The sequence below is a fragment of the Allofrancisella inopinata genome (genome assembly GCF_012222965.1).
GTDB classification, from domain to species: Bacteria; Pseudomonadota; Gammaproteobacteria; order Francisellales; family Francisellaceae; genus Francisella; species Francisella inopinata.
The window spans coordinates 1,403,391-1,423,478 of sequence record NZ_CP038241.1 but is presented as its reverse complement, the minus strand read 5'-3'; the positions used below and the strand labels follow the sequence as shown (position 1 = coordinate 1,423,478).

Sequence of the window (20,088 nt, the reverse complement as noted above, 5' to 3'; positions counted from 1 at the left end):
AATAAAACTTAAGTTTGAATAAAGGTTTGTATGGTTAATTTAATTTTATGTGGGGGCTCAGGAACAAGGCTTTGGCCTGTTAGTCGTACACTTTTACCAAAGCAGTTTGTGAAGTTTACATTCAAAAATAATGAAGAGAAAGAGTCTTTGTTTCAACTTACTATAAAAAGAAATGCAAAAGTCTGTTCTAAACAGCTTATAATTTCAAATGTTGAGCAATATTTTTTAGCTCAAGATCAGCTTGAAGAGCTTAAACAAAAGAACTGTTCTTTTTTGTTGGAGCCTGTAGGAAGAAATACAGCACCTGCTATAGCTCTGGCATGTATGGCATGTGATCTGGAGGAGGTTGTTTTGGTAACGCCATCAGACCATCTTATAAAAAATAATAAAGAATACGCAAAAGTTTTAGAAAAAGCTGAAGTTTTAGCAAAAAATAACAACTTAGTTACTTTTGGAATTACTCCATCATTTGCTGAGACTGGTTTTGGCTACATAGAGTCTGAAGGTGAAAATGTTAAGGCTTTTCATGAAAAACCAGATATACTTGCGGCTACTAAGTATGTAGAGGCTGGAAACTATTATTGGAATAGTGGGATGTTTATGTTTAAAGCAGGAGTGTTTCTAGAAGAGTTAGAAAAGTATTCTCCTAAGATTTTTTTTGCATGTAAAAAAGCCTATGAAAATGCTAAAGGAGATAGGATCACACGAATTAAATATGAAGATATGCTCAATATTCCGGAAGATAGTATTGATTATGCTGTAATGGAAAGGTCAAATAAAGTAAAAGTAGTAGCTTCTGATATTGATTGGTCAGATCTTGGAAGTTTTGATGCACTTTATGAAGAGCTTCCAAAAGATGATTTTGGCAATACTCTTAATAAAAATCATATTTGTATAGATAGTAAGAATAATCTTATCTATGGTAAGGATAGAAAAATAGCTACAGTAGATATAGAGGATATGATAGTAATTGACACAGGTGATGCATTGCTCTTAAGTAAAAAAGGCTCATCTCAGAAAGTCAAACAAGTAGTAGCTAAAGTTAGAAAAAACTCTAATCTTCATAATATCCACTTAACAGAATACAGGCCATGGGGGACATATACGGTTCTAGAAGATGCTCTAGGATATAAGATAAAGCGTATAAATGTAAAGCCAGGTGAAAGCTTAAGTCTACAAAAACACTATCATAGAAGCGAGCACTGGATAGTTATAAGTGGCACAGCTACTGTAACTGCAAGTGAAGAAATTTTCATAGTTAGATCAAATCAGTCTATATATATAAAAAAGGGAGAAGTTCACCGTCTAGCAAATGAGGGGTTAGACTCACTAGTACTTATAGAAGTCCAGTCAGGTGATTATATAGGAGAAGATGATATCGTTCGTTTTGATGATAGGTATGGAAGAATATAGATGAAAACAGCAAAAAAAGTGATTGAACAAAGTGGTATTAAGTTCGGTACAAGTGGTGCTAGAGGTTTAGTAAGTGAGTTCACTAGAGAGGTATGTACTGCTTTTACCTTTGCTTTTTTAGATATGCTGAAAAAAACATTTCAATTTCATCGAGTCGCTGTTGCGATTGACAACCGTCCTAGTAGCCCAGATATTGCTGCAGCAATATGTGGAGCTGCTAAAGCATATGGAATAGAAGTTGATTATTATGGTGTGTTGCCTACTCCTAGCTTAGCCTTGTATGCAATGACAGAACAAATAGCATCTATTATGGTTACTGGAAGTCATATCCCTTTTGATAGGAATGGTATCAAGTTTTATAGACCAGATGGCGAGATAACAAAAAAGGATGAAATTGACATACTTTGTAGTGAAGCTAATATTGAATATGTTGAGTCTTATTTACCTGAAGTACGAAGTCATGCAGCAGAGCTTTATATGCATAGATATAGCACTTACTTTGGTGAAAAAGCATTGGATGGGTTGAAAATCGGTATATATGAACACTCGAGTGCAGGTAGAGATCTATATAGTGATTTATTTAGATCTTTGGGCGGAAAAGTTGTTTCCTTAGAAAGATCTGATGAATTTGTACCTATTGATACTGAAGCAGTTTCGGAAGCTGATAAAAAGCGAGCTAAAGTTTGGTCAGATGAGTATGGATTTGATATTATTTTTTCTACAGATGGAGATGGTGATCGACCTCTTATAGCAGATGAAAAAGGCGATTGGTTACGAGGAGATATGGTAGGGTTGCTAACAGCAAATCTTCTTGGGATTAAGGCTTTGGCTATTCCTGTGAGTTGTAATACAGCTATTGAAGAAAGTGGGTTTTTAGATAAGGTTATTAGAACACGTATAGGATCTCCATATGTTATAGAAGCATTTAATAGTCTGAAGACAGATTGTGTATTATTTGCTGGATTTGAAGCAAATGGTGGTTTTTTGCTAGGCTCTACTTTAAGTGAGGGTGCAAAAAGATTAGATGCCCTACCCACTAGAGATGCGTTATTGCCTTTTATGGTATTAGCTACTTGTGTAGCTAAAGAAAAAATGCCCTTATCTAAATTAGTTAATAATCTTCCGCAAAGATATACTTCAAGTGATAGATTACAAGATTTTCCTAAAGAGAATAGCCTTATGCTTATGAAGAAAGGTTTTATTACCCCCCAAGCACTTTTAAAAAGTTTTGGTATAGATGAGAAAGTGGTAGATATAAATCAAATCGATGGTTTAAGGCTCACACTTGAAAATCAAGTGATTATACATCTACGACCTTCTGGAAATGCTCCAGAGTTACGTTGTTATGTTGAAGCTGGTTCGCAAGAGTATGCAGATCAGCTTGTTACTAATATATTAATTTATATAAAAGGACAAAGTTAATGAAGAAAATAAAAGCTTTATTACCTATGAAAGGTACTTCAGAAAGGGTGCCGAATAAGAACATGAGATTATTTGATGGAGCTCCACTGTATCATGCGGTTATGAATTCACTTTTATCTTGTAAGTATATTGATAAAGTTGTTATCAACACAGATAGTGATGTAATAGCTAAAGATGCTAAGGACAATTTTGGAGATAGAGTCATTATAGTAGATAGACCTGTAGCGATACAAGGGGGAGATGTTTCTATGAATATTATTATTGGCTATGATCTGAATATTCTAGAAGGAGAGCATTTCTTACAAACACATAGTACAAATCCATTATTAAAGTCAGAGACTATTGACAAAGCCATTGAGTCATATTTTGAAGGGCTTAGTGAATATGATTCAGTATTCGGTGTTACAAAAGTTCAAACTAGATTCTATGATAAGGATGCTAACCCTATTAATCATAATCCACAAGAGTTATTAAGAACTCAAGATTTAGAGCCAATGTATGAAGAAAATTCAAATTTTTATATTTTCTCAAAATATTCTTTTAAAAATGCTGGGAAAAAACGAATAGGTATAAAACCACAAATATTCGAGGTTAATAAACTTGAGTCATTAGATATAGACGAACCAGAAGATTTTGTGCTAGCAGAGCTGCTTTATAAAAATAAGGGGCTTATATGAGCTTAAAACAGAAATTAAAAAATAATGAGCTAACTATTGGCTCATGGATTATGATGAATAGTGCTATGAGTATTGAAGTTATGGCATTAGCGGGATTTGAGTGGCTAGTTATTGATATAGAGCACACATCAATTGATTTAGAGACAGCTCAAGTTTTGATCAGAACTACTCAAGCTAATAACATGAAAGCACTTGTACGCGTTAGTAAAAATGAAGAAGTTATTATTAAAAGAATTCTTGATATGGGAGCCGATGGGATAATAGTTCCAATGGTTTGCTCAAAAGATGAAGCTAAACAAGCTGTAAACTATGCTAAATATCCTCCATTTGGTAAGAGAGGAGTTGGCTTATATCGTTCTTCAGGTTATGGTACCTCTTTTGAAGAATATAAAAAATGGGTTGATGAAGAGCTTGTTATTATTGCACAAATAGAGCATATAGATGCAGTTGAGAGTATAGATGAAATTTTAGCTGTGGAAGGCATTGATGGTACTATAATTGGCCCTTATGATTTGTCGGGGTCAATGGGGTGTCCTGGTGCTTTTGAGCGTGATGATGTTAAAGCTGCAGTGCAAAAAGTATTAGATAGAAGTAAAGCAGCAAAAATGCCATCAGGATTTCACGTTGTAGATACAGATCCATTAAAACTTCAGCAAAAGATTGATCAAGGCTGTACATTTTTAGCTTATGGTATAGATTATTTCTTTATGAGAGATGCTGCTATTAACGGTATGAGAAAATTAAGATATAAGGGGCTAATATGAAAGTTCTTGTGTCAACACACCCATTTTCAACAACATCGAATAAGCCTTTTGAGTTATTAAAGCATTATGGCTTTGATGTTAGGTTAAATCCATTTAATCATAAGATAGCAACAAAAGAATTAGTAAAAGAAATTAAAGATGCCGATATCTTGATAGCTGGTACAGAAAAAATAACGGAAGAGGTTTTAAAAAACGCACCAAATTTAAAACTTATTTCAAGAGTTGGTATAGGTCTTGATGGTGTGGATTTTGACTTATGTAAAAAGTATGGAATAAAAGTTGCGTATACACCAGATGCCCCTACCATAGCCGTTGCAGAACTTTGTGTAGGAATGATTCTTGATTTAGCTAGACAAATTACAGCAGCTAATAATAGAATGGCAAAAAAAATCTGGGAGAGGCATATGGGAACTTTACTGTATGGTAAGACTATAGGTATTCTAGGTCTTGGTCGTATAGGCAAAAGCTTAGCTCATTTGCTGTCATCATTTAATGTTAAATTATTAGCTCATGATTTAAGTCCTGATTTGGCTTTTGGTAATTTATATAATATACACTTTGTTAGTAAAGAAGAATTATTACAATCTAGTGATATTGTTTCAGTCAATGTCCCTCTTAAACAGGATACTTTAAACTATATTGCATTTAATGAACTATCTTTGATGAAATCAAGCGCTTTTTTAATAAATACAGCACGAGGTGGCATAGTTAATGAGAGTGATTTATATTCTATTTTACAGTCAAAACAAATAGCAGGTGCTGCGGTAGATGTTTTTGAAGAAGAGCCGTATAGGGGAGAGTTGATAAATTTAGATAATTGTATATTAACTTCTCATATGGGAGCTAGTACTATAGATAGTCGCACAGATATGGAAATTCAAGCTGTTGAAGAAGCTATAAGATTTAAAAAAAATGAACCACTATTAAACGAGGTATTTGAAAATGCGTAAAAAAGTAGTTGTTTTTGGAGGATGTGGGTTTATAGGAACTTATTTAATACAAAAGCTTTTTGACGAAGGTTATAATGTTGTAGCTGCAGATATAAACCAGTCAGTGCACGTGGCTGATGAATTTTTTGTTGAGTGTGATATTTTAGATAAGCAGCGAGTTTTTGATATAACAGAAGGTGCTTTCATTGTTTATAATTTTGCAGGTATTGCAAACCTTGATGATGCAGTTGAGACCCCCGTAGAAACTTTAAATTTAAACGTTATGGGAAACTTAAATGTATTAGAAGCATGTAGAATTCATAATGTTAAAAGGATGGTTTATGCTAGTAGTGCTTATGCTATGAGTGATAAAGGATCCTTTTACGGTATAAGTAAACTGACTTCTGAGAAATTAGTTGAAGAATACTATAAGAAATATGGTTTAGAATTTACTATTATTAGATATGGTTCTGTTTATGGAGAAAGGGATTACCGTAATAACTACATATATAACTTATTAAAAAAAGCTTACTTAAGCAATGAGATAAACCATCAAGGTGATGGAGATGAGTATAGAGAATATATTCATGCAATAGATGTCGCTAAGCTATCTATAGAAATTATTCAGTCTGATAAATATATTAATCAACATATAATATTGACAGGCGTTGAAAGAATGAAGAGAAAAGAGCTCTTTGATATGATCAATGAGATGATAGGAGGAAATTTGAGAATTACTCTTAGAAGTGATGGTTACTTAAACCATTACAAAACAACCCCATATTCTTTTTTACCAACGAGAAGTAAAAAATTAGTTGCTAACCCGTACGTTGATATGGGACAAGGTCTCATTGATTGTCTAGAAGATATTGAGAGAAATTATGGGGCTAGAAATTATGAGTAGACATATTTACTTATCTTATATTCTAGATGAAAACACTCCAAGCTATGGTAATAGAAATAGCTTTGTAGTTAATAAAAATGCAGATATGTCTAAAGGCGATCCTGTTAATGATACTAGTATTTCGACTACTGTACACATGGGGACACATATTGATATGCCATATCATTTTTTTGAAAATGGTCAGACAATTATTGATTTTGATATAGACTTCTTTGATTCAAAAAAAGTTCTTTTTATAGAGATAAAACCACAAGATTTAATAATAAAAGGTGATTTGATTGAAAGGTTAGAGCAAATTTCAAATAAGCAAGATTGTGAATTTTTAATAGTTAAAACAGGGATTTGTTATGAGAGGTCAGAGTCTAAGTTTTGGGAGTCAAACTATGGCTTTGATCCATCTGTGGCTATATATCTAAGAGAAAATTATCCTAATATTCGTATTATTGGTTTTGATAGTATTTCAGTCTCTAGTTTTCAGAATAGAATACTTGGGCGTGTAGCGCATAAAGAATTTTTATCTCCAGAGTCGCCGATTTTATTGTTGGAGGATATGGATTTAAGAGAAGTTAATGAAAATATGAAATTTGATCGAGTTACTATTGCTCCTATGAGAATAGCTAATAGTGATGGTTTGCCATGTACTGTTATTGCGGAGGTAAGATAATGGCTATATATGGAACTTTTGATTCTATTAAAGAACAAGTAGTGGATCAGAGATTTAAAACAGCTTTTAATTATGTACAAGAAGCTTTGACAGAGGGTAGTGAGGTTAGAAATAGGTTATTGTCTCATTCAAGTGGAACTTTCCTTAAGGTAGATCTAGATAAAGATAATTTAGCCTTAGAGCAAGTTTATGATACGAAAGAAAGGCAAGAGTGTTTTTTTGAATCTCATTTAAAGTATATAGATGTTCAAGTTATATTGGATGGTGAAGAAGTTATAGAGATTGATGATATTAAGACCTTTACTATTAATGGGGAATATAATGATAGTATCGATTTAGTTAAATACAAAGATATGCCAAATTCGACACCGTTAACTATGAAAAAAGGCTATGTTTCTATATTTTTCCCAAGTGATGCTCATATGCCTTGTATTAAGAATAAATGTAGTCAAAAAGTTATTAAAACGGTTGTGAAGGTGAAAATTTGATTAGGAATATCATATTTGATTTTGATGGAGTAATACTCGATTCTGTATCAGTTAAAACCCAAGCTTACAGAGATTTATTTAAAAAATTTGATAAAAAAGTAGTTGATCGCATGATTTCTTATCATGAACGTCATGGAGGAGTATCTAGATATTTAAAAGTGAAATACTTTTTTAATCAATTGTTAGGAGAAGGTATCTCTGATGAAGATGTTGTGATGTATGCAAATAGATATTCAGAGCTTACAAAACAAGAGCTTTCACAGAAGAAATACCTTATTAGAGATACCGTTGATTTTATAAAAAGAAATCAAAATAAATATAACATGCATGTGGCTTCGGCAGCAGATCATAATGATTTAATATGTATTTGTAAAGAATTAGAGATTGTAGGTTATTTTAAATCAATACAAGGGTCACCTAAGTTAAAATCAGATATTATAAAAGAGATCTTATTAGAAAATAAGTATCAAAATCAAGAAACAGTTTTGATAGGTGATAGTATCAATGATTATGAGGCTGCAGAAAAAAATGATATAACGTTTTATGGATATAACAACCTATCACTAAAAGATAAATGTAATTATATATACGATTTCAAGGAAGCGGATATATGAAAAAAAAGTTTTATAGAACCTTAAAAGATTCTTACTTCTTTTTGAGAGTAAGAGGTCGAAATATAAGAGTAGTATGGTATCCAAAAATTAAAAGTGAAGAAGTCTTGATTCGTGAACTATGTAGAGCTGTTTGGTATTTGTTTCCCGTCAAGGATCGTATTAGAGAGTTGATATTTGTAGTTGATATAGAGTTTATTAATTTTGATTTCAAAAAAGTTGATGTACCAGAGTATTTAGATTCTAATATAAAAAAAATCTTGATAGAATTTTTTGATAAAATAAGTTTTAGAGCTACTAGGAAACATATAGATAAATATGACATGCAGGTTTTTTGGAAAGGAACTGACAAGCTATACTACAAGAAGATAAATAAATTATATCCATATGTTGTTAATACAGATTTTTTAATAAATCAATTTGAGGCTATTCAGCTTGTTAGATTATCAAGACTATTTATTTCATATAAAGAAAAGCAAGATAGTAAGATACAATTACGACATTTTTTATCATTTCTAAAAAAACAACAAAAAGATGTTTTGTTGATTGGAAGTGGTCCGTCGACAGTTAAGATAGATTATTGCGACCTTGATTTCAGTAATACAATATCAATAGTTTGTAATAGTGTTGTAAAAAATATAGATTTACTCAAAAAAGTAAATCCGAGTATTATTGTTGCCTCAGATAGTGTATTTCATTCAGGTTATTCTAAATATGCTGAAGAGTTTCGGAGAAGTTTAATAAAAGCTATGAAAATGTTTACAAGCTTAGTTTTGATTGTTCCCATAAAAGATTATAATATTTATAAAGCCGTATTGCCTGAAACAGTGCTTAGTAGACTGTATTGTGTTGAATCTAAAAGAGTAAAAGCTTTAAATATGAACTTGATAAAAAGAACTTTTGTTAAGTCAACGAATAATATTCTTACATTAATGATGTTACCCATTGCATCAACAATTTCAAAAAAAATAAAATTGATAGGATTCGATGGGAAAACTAAAGAAGATAAGGATATTTTTTGGAAATATAATCAAGATTTACAGTTTACGAGTATTGATTCAACTAAGTTAGGGCATCCAGCCTTCTATCGGGTAGATTATCAAAGATACTATGAAAAGCATTGTAGTGAAACGGAGTTTGCTATTGAAAAGATATTAAAAAAAGGGATTGATGTTAAAAGTTTCTGTTCGTCAAATATACCTATATTAAATAAGGTTAGTGATAAATGATTAGTGTAGTTGTTCCTATTTATTATAAGTCTAAAAATCATTTATAATTACAAGAGCAACATATCTTGTAGAGAAGTTTTCAAATTTAAGAGAGTTTGAGTTGATTATTTTAGACGCAAGTCCTAGAAAATACTTAGATATAGGTAAAAGTTATCAAAATGTTAAATTGTTTAATGTAGAGGCTACTAAAGCGTTCTCACCTGCAATAACTAGAAATGAATGTATAAAATATGCTAAATATGATTATTTATTCTTTTTTGATGTAGATCTTGATTTTGATAGTCAATTTCTAAGTAAATTAAAAAGAGAAGTTTTATATAAGCTTAAACGAGATTCTGACTTTTTAATGATTCCTTGTTACTATTTATCAAGAAATGGAACATCTATATTTGAATCTTCTAAATCTAGAGAGATTATGCTAGATATAAAAGAATCATTTCTTTTAGGAGATAATGAATATGTAGACAGGTTAGCTATAAATACTTCAGCAATTGTTCTTAGGAAGAGTCATTTTATAAATATTGGTATGTTCAATCATGATTTTTTTAGTCATGGATGTGAAGATTTTGAGTTACTTCATAGATTATTCTCTATTAGACCACATATCAAGAGAGATCATGATTACTATGTTGATAATGTGTCACAATTCGTTGGTAACTATAAAGGTTTTAGGAGGTATATGGCTTCATTTTCTTTACCTTATCTATTTAGTGATTTAGCTCTTGTTCATAGGTGGCATGAAAGGCCTTTATTTAATAAGTTTTATTTAAATAGAGTCAAAAATGAGAAGCTTTTAGAGTTAAAAATGAAATATCATGACAGTAAAAAAGATTTTTTAGGTATGAAATTATGGTTAAGTGATTTATCTATAGATTATGATAGTTTTATAAAAAGATTGCTTGAAAGTAATGGTTATGACACTAATAAGTATATTGGATTATATAGGTTCAAGAAAGGAGTTGTAGTTAATAGAGTAAAAGGAGCAAGGATTAGAAAATTAATTACTAGACCAAAACAGTATTTTAAAGATGCATTTAAGAAATAAATTAAGTACATGCATGAGTTTACAAAATATCATAATAGGACTTAAATTGCTTAAAATGTTATATAGTTATCGTTACTACATCAATAATTTTTTACAACTTTTTTATAAGAGCAAATTTGCTGGTTGGGGACGTAAAAAAACAGGCCGTTTAGCTTTATGGTGTTATAGAAGATTCGGTGGTTCTGTTAGGCTTCTTGAAGACGGCTTTATCCGTTCCATAGGTCTTGGTATTGATAATAGTCCTAGTTTTAGCTTAGTAGAAGATGATGTTGGTATTTACTACGATGCTACAACTCCTAGCAAATTAGAAAATATTTTAAACTCCTATGATTTTGCACAAGATAAGGATCTTATGCTCAAGGCGCAAAATGCTATATCTTTGTTGAAAAAACATAATATATCTAAATATAATAATGCACAGGATGTAGATAAAGATTTCTGTAAAAAATATGGGTTAGGTTATAGAGATTCCCGATCGGAGTCGGGAATGATGGAAAAAGTGAGTGCATCGATGAATGAGATCCCCGGATCAAGTCCGAAGATGACTGCTTGTTCGGGTAATGATGTAGAGATTCTGAATCAAGTTCAGGATGATATATTACACAAGAAAAAAAATATTCTCATTATAGCTCAAACAGCTGGAGATAGTAGTCTTGAGTACGGTTTAGCAAATCAGTTCTCAACAGATGATATGATTGAAGCTGCAATTGCAGAAAATCCTGATGCTAAGATATATCTAAAAATTCACCCAGATGTGTTAAGTGGTAAAAAAGCCTCTGATATAGATATTCATAATATTGATAGTAGAGTAACTATTATTTCAGAAAATATAAATCCTGTCTCGCTACTTAAATATTTTGATAAAGTTTATACAAAAACATCAGGTATGGGTTTTGAAGCTTTATTGGTCGGCTGTGAATGCGTGTGTTTTGGTATGCCATATTATGCCGGTTGGGGAATTACAGATGATAGAATCTTGTGTGAGAGAAGAAAAAGGAAGTTATCTGTTGAAGAAGTTTTTGCAGCTGCATACATTCTGTATACTCGTTATGTAAATCCATATACTAAAAAAGAAATAGACATAATCGAAACTATACAAACTATAGTTAAACTAAGAAATAGCTAATTTATAAGAGTTATATATTTTTAAGTAATGTGTATTATAGAAATATTACGTAAAAGAGAGAAAAGGATGACAACGCTTACAATTAGAAAAACAGCTAATGCAGTTTGTATTAATATACCAAAAAAATATTAAAACTCTTAGGCCTGGAGGTAGGTGAGGAGATATAATTAATAAAATAGATATATAAATAGTGTATAATAGAGATACACATCAAAGGAGTTATCAAAAATGAGCACAGTAAGAACAAACATTTCTCTAGATAATGATTTAAAGCTAAAAGCTACAGAAGTAGCTTCTACATTGGGTTTATCTTTTTCTGGCCTAGTCAGATTACTCTTATCAAAAACAGTTAATAAAAATAAACTAACTGGTCTAGAACAAGGCATGTTAGATTATATTAACGGAGACGTAGAAATATCTTCTGGTGAAGAGTTTCTAGCAAAGCTTCGAAAGGATATAGATAAGTGTTAGAAGTCTTTGAAACTAAGAGATTTCTTAAGAGTTATAAAAAGATAAAGCACAAAAAGAAAATCTTAGAAGAATTACAAAAAGCGATTAAATTTTTAATAACACAACAAGAAATACCTAAAAAATACAAAGATCATGAGCTTAAAGGAAAATTCTCTGGCATTAGAGAACTACATTTAGGATACGATGATTTACTCCTATATTTTGTAATTAATGAAGAAAAGAAATTAGTATTAGTAGATATAGGAACTCACGCACATACATTAAATATCTAATTTTTTGTTCATAGAGCCTGGTTTGAAACTATACAGACAATAGTGAAACTGAAAAGAACTTCTAAAGAAGGAGGGATTAATATGAATAACCTAATAAAGCATAAAGGATATTATGGCTCTGTTGAGTTTGATGAAGAAAGCATGGTTTTTTATGGTCAAATTCAATTCATTAGAAGCCTTATATCTTATGAGGCTGAAAATGCTAAAGAGTTAGTAGATAGCTTTCATAGTGCTGTAGATGAGTATCTAGAAGATTGTAAAGAAAGAGGAGTTGAGCCTGAAAAAGCTTTCAGGGGTACTTTAAATGTTAGGCTTGGTACTGATCTGCATGAAAAAGTAGCTATAGCAGCTAGTAATATGGGTACTAGTATTAATGATTTTATCAAACAATCTCTTAATAAAAGTACTGCTTAAAGATGACAAAGATAATACTAGAAGGACAATTGTTGGCTCTATGGCATGAGTAATCCTATGAGCCATAAGATTTATATATTCATGTTGATGTTATTTAACCTAAGTTTGACAATTATTTTGTCAATAGCTACATTGCGGTTAGCATCTGTAAAAAGATATTGCTGGCCGGGACTTTCCAAATAAATGTGTAAATTCTTAATTAACCTGCTAGATTATATCTAGCAAAATATTAAGGATAGAAACGATGTCTAAGAATAAGAAGTCAGAAGATATTTACTCAGTTATTGCAGATCAAATAATAGATTCAGGTGTTGATGTTAATCAAATGTTTGAGAAAGATGGTTTGCTAAAGCAACTAACAAAACGATTATTAGAAAAAGCACTAGATACAGAAATGAATAGTCATCTTGGCTACTCAAAGCATCAACGCAGTAACTCTTCAAATGCTAGAAATGGCTATAGTAATAAAAGTTTATCTACGGATACTGGTAATATAGATATATCAATTCCTAGAGATAGAGATAGTAACTTTGAGCCTCAAATAGTTCCCAAAAGAGTAACAAAGATAAATGGATTAGACAAAAAATAATATCTTTGTATGCTAAAGGTATGAGTACTACAGATATCCAACAACAGTTATTTGAGTTATATGATACAAAGATAAGTACAAGCTTTATAAGTGATGTTACAGAAGCTATTATTGATGATGTTAAAGCATGGCAAAATAGACCTTTAGAGTCAGTTTATCCAATAGTGTTTTTGACTGTATAGTCGTTAAAGTTAGAGAAGACAAGCATATTATTAATAAAGCTGTGTATGTGGCTCTTGGCATATCGTTAACTGGTCATAAGGATGTATTAGGTCTTTGGATCAGTCAAAATGAAGGTGCTAAATATTGGCTAGGAGTATTTACTGAATTAAAGAATAGAGGCTTACAGGATATATTTATAGCATGTACTGATAATTTAAAAGGTATGTCTGATGCTATACAAGCTATATACCCTGAGACAAAGCATCAGCTTTGTATGGTTCATCAAATTCGTAATAGTCTTAAGTATGTGCCATATAAAGACAAAAAAGAGGTAGCTAGAGAGTTAAAGAAAATATATGATGCTGATACCATTGAAATAGCTCAATCTGAACTTGATAACTTTGCAAATAAGTATGACGCTAAATATCCTTTAATTTCAAAATCATGGACAAATAACTGGGATAATTTAACCGTATTCTTGCAATACCCACCAAAAATTCGTAAAGTTATTTATACTACTAATGCGATAGAATCGCTTAATAGTCAGTTTAGGAAAGTTATTAAAAATAAAAAGCTGTTTCCTAAGGATGACTCTGTTTTCAAATCTTTGTACTTGGCTATAGATTATTTGACTAAAAAATGGTCTATGCCTGTCAGATATTGGAATGAGGCTATGCCTTATTTCGCTATTGAGTTTGAGGATAGAATCCAGAGATTCATGTAACTGAATTTACACAGTTAAGTGGAAAGGCTCCTGGCCTTGTTTGTGAATTTTTAAAGTACTTCTAATTTTAATCTATAAATTAAAGTTATTTTTTATCAATGGCATTACAATTGGTAGAGCAATTGAGGTAATACCTATTCCAACAATCCAATATAATAATGACGTTAAACGGTCAAATCGCTTATCAACCTCAATAAACCTTCTATCGACATCAATTTTGAATTCATTAATTTTTTTGTCAAATTCACCAAACTTTTTATCAACATCATTAAACCTTTTATCAACATCGGCTCTTAATCTATCAATATCAACCCTAGTTTCAGCAACAACATCATGAGTAATCTTATGAGCCATAAGATTTATATACTCCTGTTGGCTTAAACTAATATTTTTATCATCCATAGTTTATTCTCCATAATATCAATATAATTATACTAGGGTCAGTTTTATATTAAAAGTTATATATTACAAAGGTTTAAGTTTTCAGATAATACAAAATTTTTTAATACTAGCTTTTAAGTTTCGCAACTAACCGCAATGTGCTAATTGGTAAAATAATTGTCTAACCGAGGTCATACTATATTTCTATATTCAAAACTTCTAATTACTATATATACCTAGCTCCAATCAAAACACATAAATTTTGTGAAAACTACATTATACACACTTATATTAGAAAGAGCCTTGATTATAAATTCAAATTGTTTTTTATCAATGGCATTACAATTGGTAGAGCAATTGAGGTAATACCTATTCCAACAATCCAATATAATAATGACGTTAAACGGTCAAATCGCTTATCAACCTCAATAAACCTTCTATCGACATCAGTTTTGAATTCATTAATTTTTTTGTCAAATTCACCAAACTTTTTATCGACATCAGTTTTGAATTCGTTAATTTTTTTATCAAATTCTCCAAATCTTTTATCGACATCAGTTTTGAATTCGTTAAATTTTTTGTCAAACTCTCCAAACCTTTTATCGACATTAGCTCCTAACCTATCAATATCAACTCGAGTTTCAGCAACAACATCATGAGTAATCTTATGAGCCATAAGATTTATATACTCCTGTTGGCTTAAACTAATATTTTTATCATCCATAGTTTATTCTCCATAATATCAATATAATTATACTAGGGTCAGTTTTATATTAAAAGTTATATATTACAAAGGTTTAAGTTTTCAGATAATACAAAATTTTTTAATACTAGCTTTTAAGTTTCGCAACTAACCGCAATGTGCTAATTGGTAAAATAATTGTCTAACCGAGGTCATACTATATTTCTATATTCAAAACTTCTAATTACTATATATACCTAGCTCCAATCAAAACACATAAATTTTGTGAAAACTACATTATACACACTTATGTTAGAAAGAGCCTTGATTATAAATTCAAATTGTTTTTTATCAATGGCATTACAATTGGTAGAGCAATTGAGGTAATACCTATTCCAACAATCCAGTATAATAATGACGTTAAACGGTCAAATCGCTTATCAACTTCAATAAATTTTTTATCGACGTCATTAAACCTTCTATCGACATCAGTTTTGAATTCGTTAATTTTTTTATCAAATTCACCAAATCTTTTATCGACATCAGTTTTGAATTCGTTAAATTTTTTGTCAAATTCTCCAAACCTTTTATCGACATTAGCTCCTAACCTATCAATATCAACACGAGTTTCAGCAACAACATAATGAGTAATCTTATGAGCCATAAGATTTATATACTCCTGTTGGCTTAAACTAATATTTTTATCATCCATAGTTTATTCTCCATAATATCAATATAATTATACTATATTTCTATATTCAAAACTTCTAATTCTATACCTATATATTGAACCTCATAAAACCAATATTATTTAATACTCATTTTGATATTCTAGGTAATAATCTTTATATTCCCTGTAATAATTATAATTAATTGCTTTACACAACTTTTCAGCCTACCTATACCAACTTATCTTATATAGTTAATCTTCTTAGCAACTCAAATAAAAACTGCGATACAACTATTAATCCTCTAGTTTGCTGTGGTATTTTGAAGCTAGATAGCAAACTAAATTATCTTGACTGTCTCAAGATTATTAATAGAATACTCACATAAATATGTTGATTATTTTGATATTATCAACTTATTTTAGATTATATGAAATACAAAGTTAGAAAATACTAATATGTATTGGAATTGGTATTAGGCTAAATTAAAGTACATACGTGACTAGGATTGTAATAAGGTGTATATGGATCAAGAAAATAATACTCTGCAAAAGCTCTATCTATTTGGTTTTTCTAAATGGAAACATAATTTTGTTCGCTCTTTTCTAAAGGAATATGATCCTAAGCAAATATTTTTTATTAACCCTTTGTTTTTTTGGACACCACATTATAGAAAAGCGATTAAAAAAGGTCTAGATAAAGATAGTCAAATATTTATATGGGGTAGAAAAGAGTTTCCTGAGGTAGAAGAGTTTGTAAAAGTAAACAATATTAATATTACAAGAGTCGAAGATGGTTTTATTCGTTCTATTAACCTTGGTTCTAATTTTACAAGACCATATTCTTTAGTCTTTGATAACGTTGGCATATATTTTGATGCTACTAAGCCAAGTAGATTAGAAAATCTCCTAAACAGTTATGATTTTGATAAAAGGATTTTACATGAAGCAGAACAACTGCGTAAAAAAATATTAGATAGTAAATTATCTAAGTACAATAAGGCTAGCCATAAAAAGCTAGAATTACCCAGTAGTAGGGTTAAGATATTAGTGCCTGGACAGGTTGAGGATGACGCTTCAATCCGTTATGGAGGAAATAGTATGGCAAATTTGGAATTATTAAAGCAGGTGCGACAAAATAACCCTAATGCATATATACTTTTTAAACCACACCCTGATGTGATAAGTGGAAATAGAATAGGTAAACTTTCTCAGAAAGATGCTCTAAACTACTGTGATGCTGTGATAACAAATATAAGTGTCTCTTCCTGCTTGCAGGAAATTGATGAGGTACATACTATAACTTCTTTAGTAGGTTTTGAAGGATTATTACATGGTAAGAAAGTTGTAACTTATGGTATGCCTTTTTATGCTGGTTGGGGAATTACTGATGATAGAATTTCTTGTGAAAGGAGAAAAAGAAAATTAACACTAGAAGAGTTAGTAGCAGGAGCTTATATTTTGTATCCAAAATACCTATGTCCCAAGACTTTAGATTTTTGTCAACCTAGTGTTTTAATAGATGAGTTAAAAAAGCAAAGAGAAAAGCTAGAACAGAATAAGTTATTGTCTTTTTGTAAAATTAAGTTCTATAATTACTTTGCTAAATTGCTTCATGTCTTAACTATAAAAACTAAAGTAACTAGAAATAGAGGTTGACAATTATTTTGGTAGCCAAAGCAAGTTTTACTGGTTGATGTTGTATTGTTATTGACTTATAATCAGCTGGGTATATATTTTAATTTCATAATATTCGATTAATTCGGAGGAAAGTGATGTCGGATTTCACTAAAGATATTGATGTTTTAGAAACTCAAGAATGGCTTGAAGCTTTTGAAGATGTAGTTAAAAGAGAAGGTGTTGATAGAGCTAAGTTTTTATTTGACCAGCTTCTAGCTAAAGGAGCTGAGCTTGGTGTAGAGAGTGCTTATGCAACAGCTAAAGTAAAAAAATACATTAACTCTATAGATGTTAGTAATCAGCCTAGTTATCCTGGTGATATAGAGTTAGAAAAGAAAATTGAAGCAGTAAATAGATGGAACTCAACTGTTATCGTAGCGCATGCTAATAAAAAAGACGGTTCAATTGGTGGTCATATAGGTACTGGTGCAGGGGCTATGACTCTATATGAAGTTGGTTTTAACCACTTCTGGAAAGCTCCAAATGAAAATCATGCAGGTGATTTGATTTTCTATCAAGGCCATCTTTCTCCAATTGTTTATGCTCGCTCTTTCCTAGAGGGCAGAATTTCATCTGAGCAATTAGATAATTTCAGAAAACAAGCTTTTAATGGTGAGAATGCTGTATCTTCTTATCCGCATCCTTATTTACAACCTACATATTGGCAGTTTCCTACAGTTTCTATGGGACTAGGTCCACTGCAGGCAATTTATCAAGCTAGATTTATGAAGTATCTAGAGGCAAGAGGCTTAGCTAAGACTTCTGATCGTAGAGTTTGGGCTTTTTGTGGTGATGGTGAAATGGATGAGCCAGAATCAATTGGTTCTATCACTAGAGCGGGTCGTGAAGGATTGGACAATCTAATCTTTGTGGTTAATTGTAATTTACAAAGATTAGATGGGCTTGTAAATGGTAATGGTAATATTGTAGAAGAGCTTGCAGATGTGTTTATGGGTGCAGGCTGGAACGTTATCAAAGTACTGTGGAGTAGTGATTGGGATAAATTACTAAATGATCCAAAAGCTGGCAAGAAATTACAGCAAAAGTTAAGCTCACTAAATGATGGTCAGTTTCATACTATCAAAGCTCATGGTGGAGCAGAGTGCCGTAAAGTGGTGTTTAGTGGTGATGAAGACTTAGAAGCTCTAGCGAAAGATATGTCAGATGCTGATTTAGCAGCACTTCGTCGCGGTGGCCATGACCCACTTAAAATCTACGCTGCTTATAAAAAAGCTACAGAAAATGCAAATGGACGCCCAACTCTTATATTACCAATGACTGTTAAAGGTTATGGCTTAGGTGAGTGGGGAGAGTCTAAAAATATCGCTCATAATGTTAAAAAACTTGATACAGAAGCGTTAGATTATATTAGAAATAGATTTGATGTTCCTGCTACAAAAGAAGACGTTGAAAATTATAAGCTTATTAAACTAGATGAAAATTCCCCAGAGATGAAATATCTTCATTCTAAGAGAAAAGACTTAGGTGGTTATATTCCTGCTAGGCTTGAGAACAATCAAGCATTAGAAATACCTCACTACACAGATTTTGCTAAAAATCTTTTGGACGATAGTGGTGATAGAGAGTTTTCAACTACTACAGCTTTTGTAAGAATTTTGTCAACGTTAGCAAAAGATAAAAAATTAGGTAAGTATCTTGTACCAATTACAGTTGATGAATCACGTACTTTTGGTATGGAAGGTTTGTTTAGACAGCTAGGTATTTATAATCCTAAAGGTCAACAGTACGTTCCAGAAGATAAACAACAAGTTATGTTCTACAAAGAATCTGTAGATGGTCAGATTTTACAAGAAGGTATTAATGAGCAGGGAGGTTTTTGCTCATGGATAGCAGCAGCAACTTCTTATAGCGTTCATAAGGTGCCAATGATTCCATTTATGATTTACTATTCTATGTTTGGTTTTCAAAGATTTGGAGATTTGGCATGGGCAGCTGGTGATTCTATGGCAAAAGGTTTTGTTATAGGCGGTACATCAGGGCGCACCACTTTAAATGGTGAAGGTTTACAGCATGAAGATGGTCATAGCCATATTCAAGCTGGGTTAATACCAAATTGTGTATCTTATGATCCTACTTACGCTTATGAGCTTGCTATTATCTTACATGAGGGTATGAAGAGAATGTATGTTGATGGTGATAAGGTTTATTATTACGTCACAGTTATGAATGAAAATTATTCTCATAGAGCTATGCCAAAAGGGTGTGAAGAAGGTATTATCAAAGGTTTATACAAGTTAGAAGATAATAAACCAGCTAAAAATCACGTCCAGTTGATGGGTTCGGGGTCTATTTTAAGAGAAGTTGAAGCTGCAGCTAAGATGCTTAAAGATGAATATGATATTACTTCTAATATTTGGAGTATGACTAGTGCAAATGAGCTTTATAGAGAAGCTAAAGATGTAGCTAGAACAAATATGCTTCATCCAACAGCTAAGAAGAAAGAAAGCTATATAGAAAAATGCTTTAAAAATGAGCAAGGCCCTGTGATAGCATCTACTGACTATATTAAGTTGTATACTGATCAGTTAAGAGAATTTATACCTCATACATTCGTTAACTTAGGTACAGATGGTTTTGGTAGATCAGATACTCGAGCAGCTTTAAGAAGTTTCTTTGAAGTAGATAGATACCATGTAGTAGTAGCAGCACTTTATGCTTTATCTTTAGACGGCAAAGTTAAAGCAAGCCAAGTAAAAGAAGCTATTAAAAAATATAATATAGATCCAGAGCGTGTAGCTCCATTATATAGCTAA

The 20,088-nt window shown here is 31.4% G+C and carries 20 protein-coding genes and 1 pseudogene; 18 read left to right on the top strand and 3 right to left on the bottom strand.

Features of this window, described 5'->3' with window-relative positions; genetic code table 11:
* Window positions 1–30: 30 nt before the first annotated feature.
* The 16 genes and pseudogenes from E4K63_RS06525 to E4K63_RS06450 all read left to right on the top strand — a co-directional run bounded on the left by E4K63_RS06525 (window position 31) and on the right by E4K63_RS06450 (window position 13,904).
* Window positions 31–1,413, top strand: a complete 1,383-nt coding sequence (locus E4K63_RS06525) for a mannose-1-phosphate guanylyltransferase/mannose-6-phosphate isomerase (RefSeq protein WP_133942350.1) — start codon at window positions 31–33, stop codon at window positions 1,411–1,413.
* The gene (locus tag E4K63_RS06520; RefSeq protein WP_133942351.1) at window positions 1,414–2,835 is read left to right on the top strand and encodes a phosphomannomutase; all 1,422 of its coding nucleotides are present in this window, start codon (window positions 1,414–1,416) and stop codon (window positions 2,833–2,835) included.
* Window positions 2,835–3,512, top strand: a complete 678-nt coding sequence (locus E4K63_RS06515) for an acylneuraminate cytidylyltransferase family protein (RefSeq protein WP_208318265.1) — start codon at window positions 2,835–2,837, stop codon at window positions 3,510–3,512. The genes E4K63_RS06520 and E4K63_RS06515 overlap by 1 nt, the downstream gene beginning before the upstream one ends.
* The gene (locus tag E4K63_RS06510) at window positions 3,509–4,276 is read left to right on the top strand and encodes an HpcH/HpaI aldolase family protein (RefSeq protein ID WP_133942352.1); all 768 of its coding nucleotides are present in this window, start codon (window positions 3,509–3,511) and stop codon (window positions 4,274–4,276) included. Before E4K63_RS06515 ends, E4K63_RS06510 begins: the two co-directional genes overlap by 4 nt.
* The gene (locus E4K63_RS06505) at window positions 4,273–5,226 is read left to right on the top strand and encodes a phosphoglycerate dehydrogenase (RefSeq protein ID WP_133942353.1); all 954 of its coding nucleotides are present in this window, start codon (window positions 4,273–4,275) and stop codon (window positions 5,224–5,226) included. Before E4K63_RS06510 ends, E4K63_RS06505 begins: the two co-directional genes overlap by 4 nt.
* Complete coding sequence (locus E4K63_RS06500; protein WP_133942354.1) at window positions 5,219–6,109, top strand: NAD-dependent epimerase/dehydratase family protein; 891 nt, start codon at window positions 5,219–5,221, stop codon at window positions 6,107–6,109. Before E4K63_RS06505 ends, E4K63_RS06500 begins: the two co-directional genes overlap by 8 nt.
* Window positions 6,102–6,773 carry a cyclase family protein gene (locus tag E4K63_RS06495; RefSeq protein WP_208318266.1) on the top strand — a complete coding sequence of 224 codons (672 nt, stop codon included), beginning with the start codon at window positions 6,102–6,104 and terminating at the stop codon, window positions 6,771–6,773. The genes E4K63_RS06500 and E4K63_RS06495 overlap by 8 nt, the downstream gene beginning before the upstream one ends.
* Entirely contained in the window at window positions 6,773–7,261 is a 489-nt protein-coding gene (locus tag E4K63_RS06490; RefSeq protein WP_166666916.1) for a NanQ anomerase/TabA/YiaL family protein, read from the top strand. The genes E4K63_RS06495 and E4K63_RS06490 overlap by 1 nt, the downstream gene beginning before the upstream one ends.
* A complete protein-coding gene (locus E4K63_RS06485; RefSeq protein ID WP_133942357.1) occupies window positions 7,258–7,875 on the top strand; it encodes an HAD family hydrolase in 618 nt (205 codons plus the stop codon). Before E4K63_RS06490 ends, E4K63_RS06485 begins: the two co-directional genes overlap by 4 nt.
* On the top strand, window positions 7,872–9,101 hold the full coding sequence (locus E4K63_RS06480) for a hypothetical protein (protein ID WP_133942358.1): 1,230 nt from the start codon (window positions 7,872–7,874) through the stop codon (window positions 9,099–9,101). Before E4K63_RS06485 ends, E4K63_RS06480 begins: the two co-directional genes overlap by 4 nt.
* A 100-nt stretch (window positions 9,102–9,201) precedes the next feature.
* A complete protein-coding gene (locus tag E4K63_RS06475; protein WP_179965698.1) occupies window positions 9,202–10,146 on the top strand; it encodes a glycosyltransferase in 945 nt (314 codons plus the stop codon).
* A 13-nt stretch (window positions 10,147–10,159) separates the two neighbouring features.
* Window positions 10,160–11,272 (top strand): capsular polysaccharide export protein, LipB/KpsS family, encoded by a 1,113-nt coding sequence (locus tag E4K63_RS06470; protein ID WP_243830509.1) that lies wholly within the window; start codon window positions 10,160–10,162, stop codon window positions 11,270–11,272.
* A 228-nt stretch (window positions 11,273–11,500) separates the two neighbouring features.
* A complete protein-coding gene (locus E4K63_RS06465; RefSeq protein ID WP_133942360.1) occupies window positions 11,501–11,743 on the top strand; it encodes a type II toxin-antitoxin system RelB/DinJ family antitoxin in 243 nt (80 codons plus the stop codon).
* A complete protein-coding gene (locus E4K63_RS06460; RefSeq protein ID WP_133942361.1) occupies window positions 11,737–12,015 on the top strand; it encodes a type II toxin-antitoxin system RelE/ParE family toxin in 279 nt (92 codons plus the stop codon). The genes E4K63_RS06465 and E4K63_RS06460 overlap by 7 nt, the downstream gene beginning before the upstream one ends.
* An 81-nt stretch (window positions 12,016–12,096) precedes the next feature.
* Window positions 12,097–12,429 (top strand): type II toxin-antitoxin system HicB family antitoxin, encoded by a 333-nt coding sequence (locus E4K63_RS06455; protein ID WP_133942362.1) that lies wholly within the window; start codon window positions 12,097–12,099, stop codon window positions 12,427–12,429.
* A gap of 244 nt (window positions 12,430–12,673) precedes the next feature.
* Window positions 12,674–13,904: pseudogene (locus tag E4K63_RS06450) on the top strand (IS256 family transposase).
* Window positions 13,905–13,976: 72 nt separating this feature from the next.
* On the opposite strand, the gene E4K63_RS06445 reads toward E4K63_RS06450, so the two are convergent.
* The 3 genes from E4K63_RS06445 to E4K63_RS06435 form a co-directional block, all read right to left on the bottom strand.
* Complete coding sequence (locus E4K63_RS06445) at window positions 13,977–14,306, bottom strand: hypothetical protein (protein WP_133942531.1); 330 nt, start codon at window positions 14,304–14,306, stop codon at window positions 13,977–13,979.
* A gap of 286 nt (window positions 14,307–14,592) precedes the next feature.
* Window positions 14,593–15,009, bottom strand: a complete 417-nt coding sequence (locus E4K63_RS06440) for a hypothetical protein (protein WP_133942530.1) — start codon at window positions 15,007–15,009, stop codon at window positions 14,593–14,595.
* Window positions 15,010–15,295: 286 nt separating this feature from the next.
* Complete coding sequence (locus tag E4K63_RS06435) at window positions 15,296–15,679, bottom strand: hypothetical protein (protein ID WP_133942529.1); 384 nt, start codon at window positions 15,677–15,679, stop codon at window positions 15,296–15,298.
* Between the two features lie 480 nt (window positions 15,680–16,159).
* Here E4K63_RS06435 and E4K63_RS06430 point away from each other — a divergent pair, with 480 nt between their 5' ends.
* Window positions 16,160–17,293, top strand: coding sequence for a capsular polysaccharide export protein, LipB/KpsS family (locus E4K63_RS06430; protein WP_133942528.1), 1,134 nt, complete (start codon window positions 16,160–16,162; stop codon window positions 17,291–17,293).
* A gap of 116 nt (window positions 17,294–17,409) precedes the next feature.
* A complete protein-coding gene (gene aceE / locus E4K63_RS06425; protein WP_133942527.1) occupies window positions 17,410–20,088 on the top strand; it encodes a pyruvate dehydrogenase (acetyl-transferring), homodimeric type in 2,679 nt (892 codons plus the stop codon).